The following is a 12,172-nucleotide window of genomic DNA, read 5'->3' on the forward strand; positions in this document are numbered from 1 at the left end:
AAACGCTAAAGTCCTTTCGGTCGCTGGATGACTAAACACTCACAATCGACCGAGGCGTTTAGTTCCGACCAACGTTCAATTTGACAATCAAAAACCGCCACAGCGGCCGTCGGAAACGCCAACATGGTCCCGGAGAATCGTTCGACCAACATCTCCAGTCCTGGATTGTGAGCCAACACCATAACGCTATCAACGTCCAACGCGTCGCTACGTACCGTCCTCAACATGTCCTCGGGTGAAGCCAAATAGAGATCCCGCGTCGGATAGACTGCGACTTCGCTCTTCCAGCAGGGGAGCATCCTTTCGATCGTCTGCTGAGTCCGCACCGCGGTCGAGCAGAGAACCAGTTCGGGGACGTATCCATGGCCCTGCATCCATTCAGCCATCTTAGGGGCTGAAGCTTCACCACGCGCGTTCAGAGGCCGATCGTGATCCCCCAATTCTGGGGACCCCCAATCGCTCTTCGCATGCCGCATTAAGATTAATCGCTTCGTCATAAGCGGATAATGTCTCTGAAATGAATCGGATATACTAGGGCTTCGAAAAGGATTCCCCCCAGGAGTATCGCCTCACCGCCTAAGACTTACCGGCCTCCTCCTTTCCTGGCGGTTCCCACCAGCCCTCCGAACATTCGACCTTGTAAGCTTAATTACCAGAAGCGTTGACCGCCCAAGCGGACAGTTCTTGTTCACCTACCATTTTAAACACGGCCGATCCGTCATGCTCACCTTGCTCTCAAGAAAATTCCCCGCTCTCGTTGAATCGCTGAAGTTTCTTCCGCTGTTCTTAACGTCCAGCCTTCTTGGGATTTCATCAAGCCCTGCTGCCGACTGGCCCAACTGGCTAGGCCCCGACCACAACGGCGTTTACTCAGAAGAAGGGATTGTTGAATCGATTCCAGAGACAGGACTTCCTGTCTTGTGGCGTACCCCCGTCGGTGGCGGTTACTCGGGGCCCGCTGTGGTTGGCGACCAAGTGTTTGTCATGGATTATCAGAAACAAGGTGGTGAAGCCTTCAACGATCCCGGCCGTCGAGCTCAACTGACGGGAAAAGAGCGAGTCCTTTGTTTGGACCGCAACACCGGCAAAGTGATCTGGGAACACGCCTACGAGCGCCCCTACAGTATCTCCTACCCGTCGGGACCGCGGTGCACCCCCACCGTCGATGAGGATTTGGTTTTCACGCTGGGTAGCGAGGGAGACCTCCACTGCTTGAACAAATCCGACGGCGAGCTGATCTGGAGCCATAACTTCCCCAACGATTTCTCTGCCGAAGTCCCGATCTGGGGATTCGCCAGCCATCCTTTGGTCGACGGAGACCTGCTGATCTGCTTGGTTGGCGGGGAAGGGCAGACCGTCGTCGCTTTCGATAAACGGACCGGCGAGGTTGTCTGGAAAGCGCTTAGTGCCTCGGCGATCGGGTACTGCCCCGCTTCGATCATCGAAGCGGGTGGAAAACGCCAACTGTTAATCTGGCATGCCGATGGCTTATACAGCCTCGATCCAGCCAACGGCGAAACCTACTGGAACGTAGAAATCAAACCAAGCTACGAAATGGCGGTCACCCAGCCTCAGAAAGACGGCAACCACCTGTACGTCAGCGGAATCCACAGCGAATCGGTGATGCTGGAATTGGGGGAAGACGCACCAACGGTGAAGGAACTATGGCGAGGCAAACGGAACCAGGCGGTCTACTGCTGTAACAGCACTCCGATCTTTCACCATGGCACCATTTTCGGCGCCGACTGCAACGTCGGGGCGCTGATCGCAGTGAACGGAAAGACGGGCGACCGATACTGGCAAACCTTCGCCGCAACCAAGCCGGACGAAAAACGTTTCGTCAAGCATGGAACCGCGTTCATCACCCGCCTAGCCGGCACCGACTCCTATCTACTGCTAAGCGAAGTAGGAGATCTCATTCTGGCCGATCTATCCGCAGAAGAGTACAAAGAACGAGGGCGATTTCACGTCCTGGAACCAACCTCCGAAGCCTTTGGACGACGCGTCTTGTGGAGCCACCCCGCGTACGCAGGTCAAACGGCCTTCGTCCGCAACGACAAAGAAATCGTCGCCGTCGACATCAGCAAAAAATAATCCGCCGCGTCGGCCAAGAGACAGCGATGCCGCCAAACTGACGTCACTCTCCTTTAGGGAGAGTGCGATAAATAAGTTGACGGATATTGGTCACGCCTTGAGCGTCTCACTCACGCCCAATCTTTTGGTTGGGGGACGTGAGTGAGAATAAGTGAAGAAAGCCTGGCTCCCCTCGCCCTCAAAACAAGCTCGCTTAAAACAGGGTTGATGCTCGATCAACGGTTCGCCAGCTAATTCAATTAAGGTCGATTCAAAGGCTTGTTTTGGGGGAGAGGGGCTGGGGGAGAGGGGCCGACAGCGTTGGGCAAAGCGTGGCATAATCCCTTAAAATCCTAGGCGTTCACCGCGTCTTCGCTGCAAAATCGCCGCCTGGAAATCTCCCCCTCTCCCCCAGCCCCTCTCCCCCAAGCGAGCTCCATTAAATCAAACAAAGAGGCAGAGATCACGCAATGAGCTAGCAGAGATTTCTTCCGCAACAAAGAGCTCGCTTAGGGGCGAGGGGAGCCAGACTTTCTTTACTTATTCTTTTCACGCCCGCCGTGAAAGAACGCCCGCAAACACACTTTCGCAGAGCGAAACGCGACAATCGCTTAAATCCACAGGCCGTCCAAGCCCGGAAACGGAACTCTTCTATGGCGGCCTAATTGCACAAAAAAACCACGCCCCGAGGGACGTGGTTTTGGTTTCTGTTAAGAGCGATTCCGATTAGCTTTCGCTGGAATCCCCTTCTTCTTTACTGCTGCTGGCAGCGACAGGCTCTTCCGGGGCGGCGATTCCACGAACTTCAGCTTCGAAGTTCAAGCGGGTCACTTTGCCTTCGTCATCCTTATGGACGTCGACGATAAGCGTGTCCTTACCTTCGAACGTGCCTCGCAGCAGCTCTTCTGCCAACGGGTCTTCGATCCGTTGCTCGATGGCTCGACGCAGCGGACGAGCTCCGTAGTCCAGATCGCTTCCCTTCTTAATCAAGAACTCTTTGGCTGCGTCGGTTAATTCAAGTGCAAACCCACGTTCGCCCAAGCGTTCCCGGACTTTGATCAATTCGAAATCGATCACACCCTTCAAGTTTTCGACAGTCAGGTGACGGAAGATGATCGTGTCATCCAATCGATTCAAGAATTCAGGACGGAAGACCTTTTGGATACTATCCATCACTCGTGACTTCATCGATTCATAACTGGAATCGTCTTCAGGACGCTGGAAACCGAACGCCGATTCGTTCTTGATCGCTTCCGCACCCGCATTGGTGGTCATGATCAAGATCGTGTTACGGAAATCGATGTTCCGACCAAACGAGTCGGTCAGACGTCCTTCTTCCATCACTTGCAAAAGTGTGTTGAAGACATCCGGATGTGCTTTTTCGATTTCGTCAAACAGCACAACCGCATACGGACGGCGACGAATCTTTTCGGTCAATTGACCGCCTTCTTCGTAACCGACAAATCCTGGAGGGGCACCGATCAGACGACTGACGTTGTGCTTCTCCATGTATTCGCTCATGTCGATATGCACAAGCGCGTCGGCGTCGCCAAACATGTATTCGGCAAGCGCTTTGGCAAGCAACGTTTTCCCGACGCCCGTTGGTCCGGCGAAGATGAACGATCCGGTTGGACGCTTAGGATCTTTCAACCCACTGCGACTGCGGCGAACGGCTTTGGAGATCGCGGTCACGGCGGCGTCTTGGCTGACGACGCGTTTGTGCAATTCCTCTTCCATCTGCATCAAACGAAGCGAATCTTCGGTGGACAGCCGAGTCAAAGGAATGCCGGTCATTTTACTGACCACTTCGGCAATAACCTCTTCGTCAACGACTCCGTCGGTTTGCTGACTCTTTTCACGCCACTCGCGAGTGATCTGTTCTTTCTTGCGGCGTAGTTTTTCGGCTTGATCACGCAGTTTGGCTGCCTTCTCAAAGTCCTGGTTCGCAACCGCGTCCTCTTTGTCCTTATTCAAGGTTTCGACTTCGACGTCGATTTCCTTCAAATCTGGTGGACGGGTCATGGTACGCAGACGAATCCGAGCCCCCGCCTCATCGATCACGTCGATCGCCTTATCGGGCAAGCAACGAGCCGAAATGTAGCGTTCACTCATTTCAACGGCTGCGACAACCGCATCGTCGGTGATCTGGACGCGGTGATGTTCTTCGTACCGCTGACGCAACCCCTTCAGGATCGCGATCGTTTCGACCGTGCCGGTCGGCTCGACGATGATCTCTTGAAAACGTCTGGCCAGCGCGTTGTCTTTTTCGATGTACTTGCGGTACTCATCAAGGGTGGTTGCCCCAATGCACTGAATTTCGCCGCGAGCTAACGCAGGTTTCAGAACGTTGGCAGCATCGATTGCTCCCTCCGCTCCACCGGCACCGACCAATGTATGCAGTTCGTCGATGAAGAGGATCGTGTTTTTGGCACGTCGCACTTCGGTCATGACCGCCTTGATCCGTTCTTCAAACTGACCACGGTACTTGGTACCTGCGACCATCATCGCCAGGTCCAGCACGACAATCCGCTTATCGGCCAGGATGTCAGGAACTTCCCCTTCGATCACTCGCTGTGCAAAGCCTTCGACGATCGCCGTTTTGCCGACGCCCGCTTCGCCTAAGAGGACCGGGTTGTTCTTCGTACGACGGCAGAGGATCTGAATCGCACGTTCGATTTCGCGTTCTCGTCCGATAACCGGATCCAGTTCGCCTTTTTTGGCCAGCTCCGTCAGATCGCGACCGAACGAATCGAGAGCAGGTGTTTTGCTCTTTCCGCTTTTCGTCGATCCGCTGCTGCTTTCGCCTTCGCCGGTTCGACCGCCTCGTTCGCCGACTTCGGATCCCTCTAGGCCGTGGCCAAGAAGATTCAGAACTTCTTCACGAACGTCTTCTAGTTTCAGTCCCAGGTTCATCAAAACCTGAGCGGCAACGCCTTCCTGCTCTCGCAGCAAACCAAGCAGAATATGCTCGGTACCGACGTAGGTGTGGTTCAGGTTCCGAGCTTCCTCCATGGAGTACTCGATAACCTTTTTGGCACGTGGCGTTTGCGGCAATTTGCCGACGGTGACCATTTCCGGGCCACTCTGCACCAATTTTTCGACTTCAAGTCGAATTTTCCGAAGATCCACTTCCAGATTCTTCAGCACGTTGGCTGCGACACCACTTCCCTCTTTCACCAAACCTAACAGGATGTGTTCGGTTCCGATGTATTCGTGGTTGAACCGCTGGGCTTCTTGGTTCGCAAGTTGCATGACCTTTCGGGCGCGGTCAGTAAAACGTTCGTACATGGCTTCGAACCTTTCAGTGCGAGTTCGCTTGGATTCGTATTCAGTTACTCCCTTTTGGTTACCCAAAAGGAAGAAAGTCGATTAAGGCGACAAAAAATAAAAAAGGAAGCAAAGCCTCACCTGCCAAGCTGGCGTGAGGCCTTTGACACTCTTTCCATTGCAAACTGTACGCCGTACGAAAGCCTTCATCGGAATCCAAGGCCCTCAACGTGTACCCGTTCACCATCAATGGATGTTTTGAAGCGACTATTTTGATTCTATCGCTTTTAATAAAAACGGGGGATAGGAGGTAACGCGTGATTGGCGTTGTTTCGCTGATTCCTTGAAGACTTTTTTTCAGGAATTCCTCGCGATTACGCAGATCGAGCCTGTGGAGGATCCTGAACCCCTGCCATTTCGGCAGCAATGGCTTCATCGGTCGCATCCGCTAGCAAAGAATCCTCATCCGAAGACTCCCTTTCAGGCGGAGATTCCGCCTCAACCGATAGTTTCGAATCGGGGTTTATTTCAGATTCAGGACTCGTGTCCGACTCGGATTCCGATTCGGAAAAATTCTCCGGATCGTCGGTCGGTTCGCTCGATGCCTCTTCCTCACCCTCTTCAGGATCATTGCTAGCATTCTTAGCGTCAAAAAATCGCTGCCAGCGTCGCCTTTCGTCTCTTAGCTCCATCCACCAACGATCGCCATTTTCCATTCGCTCTAATTGATCAAGCAAATTCTTCGCCGCATCAAGCCTGTCGGTATGCCGATAAACCCCTGCTAGCATAAGAACCGCAGGAGGATCCCGTTCTTCGATTTTCAAACAATCGACCAGCAGCGCCTCGGCCTCGCTCCAGTGGCCCCGCAGGTATTCGATATGAGCGTCGCAGAATTGGTCCGGCCGGTCGCTCACTTCACGGGGGCTGACGACTTGAGGCAAACGACGAATCGCTTTCAGCACCGAATAGACCCAACTGCCCATCGCCAACCAACAGGCGATCTTCACCAACAGCGGAGTCAACCATTCCGGATAGATGAACCGGGCGACGAGCAAAAAATTAACGGCAAAAGCGAACGCAAGCGCAGCAGGCAATGCGGACAGTTGGCCGCGATACCACAATTCGGGCAACCCTGGCCACAGGCAAGTCAGATAGCTTTTACCGGCAGAGGACATGCGTAGCGATCAGACCCAAAGGCATAAGCGTGGAAGAAATAAAAGGAATCGATCATCAATCGGCATGAAACGGGAGGCATCCATTCGACACCCGGTCCCGTTTTCAATAGCAGCCTACAAGCAAGCGGTTCAAAGAGACAAGAGAAACCCGCCAAACATTTGGCGATCCAAGATCATTATCCCACACAAATCCGCTCCGAGTGAACGGCGAACCGCTAACGGCAGTGCCAAACACCTTTGCATTTTGCAGATGGTTACTCCACGAACGAATCGTCCGGACGGGTTATGAACGGATGCGATACCGCATCCGCGTCGGTCATCCGTTCCAAATCTGCCGCGTCCTGCCTCCGTTTTGCTCGGCGCACCCACGGTTCGATCCAGATCCAGGTAACCGAAGCTCCAACGCCCGCCGGAACACAGGCAAACAGGGCCCCCGTGATTTGCAATTCGGTCAACGCCAATAGTGCCAAGCTAGCAAAGCCAGCGGCTCCTCCCATCACAATCGCCGCCCACCGGAGGAAAACGGGAGACCAAATCCGGGGGACTTTTAGAACGAAGATACAAAATAGAGTCCCAACCAAAACGACGGGGACCCCAAACAGCCCCGCCCAACAGGCTCCAAACAGCATCCCCATGGGGATCAACATTGCAGCTCCATCAAACGTTTCACTGGAGGCCAGCGCGAAGATCGCCATTCCGATTCCAAAGACCGCTCCAGAAATAACGATCCCCGTCAGAATGGTGAAGGCTGAAGCGATCGCCCCCATCCCGGCACTTGGCAATTCGGGAAGCGCTACCATTCCCACTTCGTTTACGGGCAAATAAGGATTGACCTCGTTTTCAACCACTTCGCTTTCGACCGATTGACCGGGATCAGAATTCATAAAATGCCACAACGAAGTGAATGACAAGGACGTACAAAGTCGCCCACAAGACCGTTGAAGTGATCGAGTGGCTGACATCGGTAGCCGACTGTTTCGGACGTGCACCTCGATAATAACTGATTGCGGCCACCCCTACGCCCGAGGCAACCGTTTTCAATAACAACCAATAGGCTCCTTCGGGAAACCAGCCATCGCTGACCAGTTCGGATTCAAAGTGCAAGGCCCAAAAATGCGGGCCAACGTTCGGATTGCTGGCAGTGAAGCTGATCAAACTGACCGTTCGCGCCGCTTGATACGCCATCCATTCAAGTATCGGCGTTCCGATGACAAATGCCAACAGAATCGGGGTCAACAGATAGGCTCGTGAGCGAACGCCCAAAGTGCTTAACGCTTCGATCTGCGATCCATACCTTTTCACCCCAACGTCCGCGGCAACCGCCGCCCCGCAGCGAGCCGCGATCAATGTTGTCGCCATGATCGGGACCAAAACGCGATAGAGTGCAAACCCGATCGCGGTCAACAAATCTTCTAACAGCAACGGTTTCGTATACAGCGAATACGGCAGGAATTTAAAAGTGAAGTGGCTGGTTGTAAAACCAACGATCATCCCCGTCACGATCAAATAGACCCAAGCCGACGGCCCACAGATCAGTCGCAGGTAATGCAGAAAAAACCGAAATCCCCAACGCAGTCTTGGCCAAGCGGGAATCAAATCGAATGGCAAACGAAGCGAGGAAGAAACAGCGTCTCCTGTCCCGCTAAAAAAGCCAATGATCCCATTCACGATTCGCGCAAGAGCGGTCGGACGCGAACGAGAAGAGGGAAGGGCAGGGGCCCCATCGCTTCCATTCGATTCATCGGTTTGCCGCTGAACCGGTTTCATCAAATCCGGAATCCTTGCCCATTCCGATTCAGGAACCTTTACCAATTGCTTGCGATCACTATCAAGCAGAAAGACACAGTCGGCAATTGGCAGCAGCGTTTCGTAATCGTGCGTCACGACCACACTCGTACGGCGATGCGTCGTCTGCGTCCGGCGAATCAATTGAGCGACCTGCCGCCCGCTGGCAGAATCCAGCCCCGACGTCGGTTCGTCATACAGCACCAATTCAGGATCGGCCGCCAATGTCCGAGCGATCGCTAACCGCTGCTTTTGGCCGCCGCTAAGCGCAGCCACTGGAACGTCGGTGGGGACGCGTAGTTCTTCCAGCCAAGCCGAGGCACTTTGCACCGGTGGTTGCCGGCGGTCGCGGCGGTGATCGATCGCAAATTGCACATTCCCAATCGGCGACAATTCATCAAACAAGGCGAACTGTTGGAATACGATCCCGACGCGTCCCAGTGGAGCGTCATTATCATGACCGACGTGACCATTCCAGGTAATCACACTTCCTGCCTGTGGGATCAAACCGGACAGGATCCGCAACAGAACCGACTTGCCCGCACCACTACCGCCAACAATAACCGTAATCTTCCCGGCAGGCATTTCAGCGGACGTCTGCGTCAACAACGCTCGCCCATCCGCAGCAACATTCAGGTTTTCCAACACCAGCGGGCGCACCAGAGCGAGCGATTCCTCGACGCGTCTAAGCTCCGCAACGTTTTCAGATTGATTCATTAAGCTTACGTCCGTGCTGCTGCGAAATAGATGATGTCGCCCTTCCAGGCCTGCAGGCTGCCGAAATTTCAACCCGCGGTGTCACGGGCTGTCGTTTTAATCGGAAGCCGAAAAAGATTGTAGCCTTTCGCTCGGCGAAAGTAGCTTTAGGGGAGCGTTCTTTCGCCGAGCGAAAGGCGACAATCAGCCAATGGCGCAGCGGCTGCGGATCCTGCAAAAGCTTGCCCTGTCTCCTGGGGGTCGCCCTCACAAATCGTTTGCTTCATTCGGAGCCGTTGGATTTGCGTTAAGACCTTCCTGTGCGGCCATAATCACCAACGGAAAGGGAACTCTGCCTGTGCCATGCTGAATGGTTCTTGTTCCTGACGGCCCCATGGTCGGTGCGGACACGGTCGTTGCGTTTTGCGAAAGGGGAACGGCGACGATCCAGCGTTTGTCTTTGCCTAAAATTTGATTACGTAGGACTCGGGCAAAGTCCGGGTCGATCCCTCCTTCTCTCGTCCCAAACAGATCATCACCGATCTCGCGAACGACTGGTTCAAAACGTTCGCCGGCCAAACGGATAGCGGCTTTGGCTTGGTCGCTTTTGAAATTGCGTGCCCAGATCTGATGCAGTTCTTTGTTATCGATGACCGCTTCGCGAACAACGGTCTTCATTAAGTCTTGAAACGGTTTGTCAGCGGCCATCTCTTTAAAAACCGCTTCCACTTCGTCGCGTAGTGTTTCGTTTTCCGAGATATCGACAAAGATTTGTTTTTGCGCATTCACGATATCGTCCATGTGACTTTCAAAAACCGGAATCGCTTCGTTATCGACAAAACGCTCCCACTCCGCCTTCAACAGATCCTTTTCGGGAAGGGGCGTCCTGTCATACAAAGCCCGCCAGCCAAATCGCCAGATGGAAGCGCGGTCCCATAGCTCTCGTCCGATCTGTTTGGCGACCGGTTCCCCATGCTCGCGTACTGTCGGGAGGATTTCTTCCCGGAACAACGGAATCATTCGGTCTTTAAGAATCTCCTGTTCCCAGCGGCTTCCCAGTTCCTTGAATTCGGCTTCGTGGCGTTCGACCGAAGCCTTCAAAGCATCCTCCAGCACGGGGGCCGATTCTTTTAGGCTGTTTTCGACGACGGGGCGAAATGCCGCGGTAATTTCCTCGCCATGTTCACTTAACGTGTCGGTGATCCGCTGCTGAATCCGATCCCGCTTCTCCGGCGGCAACAAGGTTTCCAAGACATCGTTGAAACGGCCTCGATTCCGATAGGCGACCAACTGATAGTCGCTTGATGCCACCTCGGTTTGATACCAGAGGACGTCTCCTCGAGCTCCTTCTGGATCGATCCGATCGACATAGCCGACTTGCTCCCAGCCCGCAGAGGCTGGCAATTGCCGGAAGATCGGGTCGCCTCGACGCATCGAGTGACCTTTTAAATCGACTTCGAATTTCTCGGGCCTGGTCGCGGCATAGTCGACCAACTGATCAAACGCCGGCGTTTGACCAGTCGAATCCGCTGCAGCGTTCTGGGAAGTCGAAGTGCGGACAGCGGCAACCGCTAACCAGACGATCCCTGCCCAAAAAACCATTCCGATGACCGCCGCGTGCTTTGGCGAAAGACGCATTGCATACTCCGTTACAGAACCAAAACCTGAAGTGCTCTTTTTAGCTCACGCAATCTCTTTTCGATACGTCGGTCGAATTCTTGGCATGCCGCCTTTTATTCCGGCAATGCTTGGCCCTTGGTTTCTGGCCCGAAGAGCACGATCACGGCCCCCACGAGGAATAGCAAACTAAAGCAAGACGTGACCACATAGAACTGTCCAGGGTCCCCATTTCGAATCAGGGTACCACTTAGGATCAACGCAGGAGCGGCGGTGATGCGGGCACAATTGAAACAGATTCCGGAAGCCGCCCCACGAATCCTTGAGGGAAACAATTCCGGAAAATAGACCGCGTAGCCGGCATGCATCCCCAGCGTAAAGAAACCGAACACCGGCAGCCAAATCCCAATAGGCCAGGGGGTCGCATTCTTTAAAAAGGTAAACAAGATGACCGAAACGACCGTGGCGGCAACGTGAAAACCGATGAATGCTTTGCGGCGTCCGACCCATTCGCAAATCGGCCCAAAACTAAACAGCCCCAGTCCACCGCCGACGGTCACCAACCACATCCCCAACATTTCCTGTCGCTTCAGCGTCTGTTTTCCATCTTCGGAATCGACGGCAACCCATTCCGGATGAGCCGCCTCGACCGATTTCAAGTAGGCTTGCCGGCCGTAGACATGCACTCCCCAAAACGTCGACAAACCGACGGTTGCCAAGAGGATTCCCAGGAGAAGATTTTTCAGCACCCCGGGCTCGCGCCAAGCCGATTTGGTATGGGTAGCACTCGCCGCCTGATGGGAATCCTCCGCTTCTTTTCGCTCGGGGGAATCGTGCAGACGAACCCGGATCAGAACAACCAACAACGCAGGCAGGGCTCCGATCAGGAAGGCCGGCCGCCAGCCAAGATCTGGATTGGCGACCACAAAGGCTCCAATCGCTGCGGCGATCATCGTCCCAAACGTACTGGATCCATGGAAAATCGAAGCGGCTCGAGCTCGCGCTCGCGGCGGAAACGTTTCGGCGACCATCGCACTTGCAACCGCCCACTCGCCTCCCGTCCCCAGAGCCGCCAAAAAACGGAGGACCAACATCTGAGGCAGGTCGGTCACGAAATAGGTCAAACCGGTAAACAGCGAATAGGTCAGGATCGTCAACATCAAGGTCAGCGATCGCCCCATCCGGTCGCTGATCCAGCCAAACCCAAAACCGCCGACGGCCCCGCCAACCAAAAAGGCCGCGAAGCCCAGATTCTCATAAAAGTGACTGACGCTACTGATTTCATCACGAAGGACTTGAGCGTTCTGAGGATCGGTCGCCTCCTGCAATTGAGCCGACAACGCCGCCAACTGCGGAGTCAGCTCGACAAGCGACTCCCGCATGCAGGCAACAAACAGTTGCCCTTCAAAGGCATCAAACACCCAGCCTAAAGAGGCGACCGCCAGAACCATCCATTGATATCGCGAGATCCCGTGGTACCACGCCCGCGATGATTCTTCCATTTTGGGCGTTGTATTCGACATTCGATTTAATCCAATCAAAGACTACGGGGGAACAGG

The 12,172-nt window shown here is 54.3% G+C and carries 8 protein-coding genes; 1 reads left to right on the forward strand and 7 read right to left on the reverse strand.

Annotation, left to right across the window (positions count from 1 at the left end; all coding sequences use genetic code 11):
- Positions 1-5: 5 nt before the first annotated feature.
- Positions 6-497, reverse strand: coding sequence for a SixA phosphatase family protein (locus FF011L_RS20370; RefSeq protein ID WP_246109536.1), 492 nt, complete (start codon positions 495-497; stop codon positions 6-8).
- Positions 498-720: 223 nt separating this feature from the next.
- Between FF011L_RS20370 and FF011L_RS20375 the strand changes: the two genes are divergently transcribed.
- Positions 721-2,094 carry a PQQ-binding-like beta-propeller repeat protein gene (locus FF011L_RS20375; RefSeq protein WP_145353765.1) on the forward strand — a complete coding sequence of 458 codons (1,374 nt, stop codon included), beginning with the start codon at positions 721-723 and terminating at the stop codon, positions 2,092-2,094.
- 705 nt (positions 2,095-2,799) lie between these two features.
- On the opposite strand, the gene FF011L_RS20380 is transcribed toward FF011L_RS20375, so the two are convergent.
- From FF011L_RS20380 to FF011L_RS20405, 6 genes are all read right to left on the reverse strand, one after another.
- Positions 2,800-5,361, reverse strand: a complete 2,562-nt coding sequence (locus tag FF011L_RS20380; protein WP_145353767.1) for an ATP-dependent Clp protease ATP-binding subunit — start codon at positions 5,359-5,361, stop codon at positions 2,800-2,802.
- Between the two features lie 353 nt (positions 5,362-5,714).
- Positions 5,715-6,515, reverse strand: a complete 801-nt coding sequence (locus FF011L_RS20385; protein WP_145353769.1) for a tetratricopeptide repeat protein — start codon at positions 6,513-6,515, stop codon at positions 5,715-5,717.
- 254 nt (positions 6,516-6,769) lie between these two features.
- Positions 6,770-7,399: a hypothetical protein gene (locus FF011L_RS20390; RefSeq protein WP_145353771.1), complete on the reverse strand. Its 630-nt coding sequence runs from the start codon at positions 7,397-7,399 to the stop codon at positions 6,770-6,772.
- Complete coding sequence (locus tag FF011L_RS20395) at positions 7,389-9,017, reverse strand: ATP-binding cassette domain-containing protein (protein WP_246109537.1); 1,629 nt, start codon at positions 9,015-9,017, stop codon at positions 7,389-7,391. The genes FF011L_RS20390 and FF011L_RS20395 overlap by 11 nt, the downstream gene beginning before the upstream one ends.
- Positions 9,018-9,263: 246 nt before the next feature.
- Entirely contained in the window at positions 9,264-10,634 is a 1,371-nt protein-coding gene (locus tag FF011L_RS20400) for a hypothetical protein (RefSeq protein WP_145353773.1), read from the reverse strand.
- Positions 10,635-10,729: 95 nt separating this feature from the next.
- Positions 10,730-12,136, reverse strand: a complete 1,407-nt coding sequence (locus FF011L_RS20405) for an MFS transporter (protein WP_145353775.1) — start codon at positions 12,134-12,136, stop codon at positions 10,730-10,732.
- Positions 12,137-12,172: the final 36 nt, after the last annotated feature.

It is taken from the genome of Roseimaritima multifibrata, from assembly GCF_007741495.1.
GTDB lineage: Bacteria > Planctomycetota > Planctomycetia > Pirellulales > Pirellulaceae > Roseimaritima > Roseimaritima multifibrata.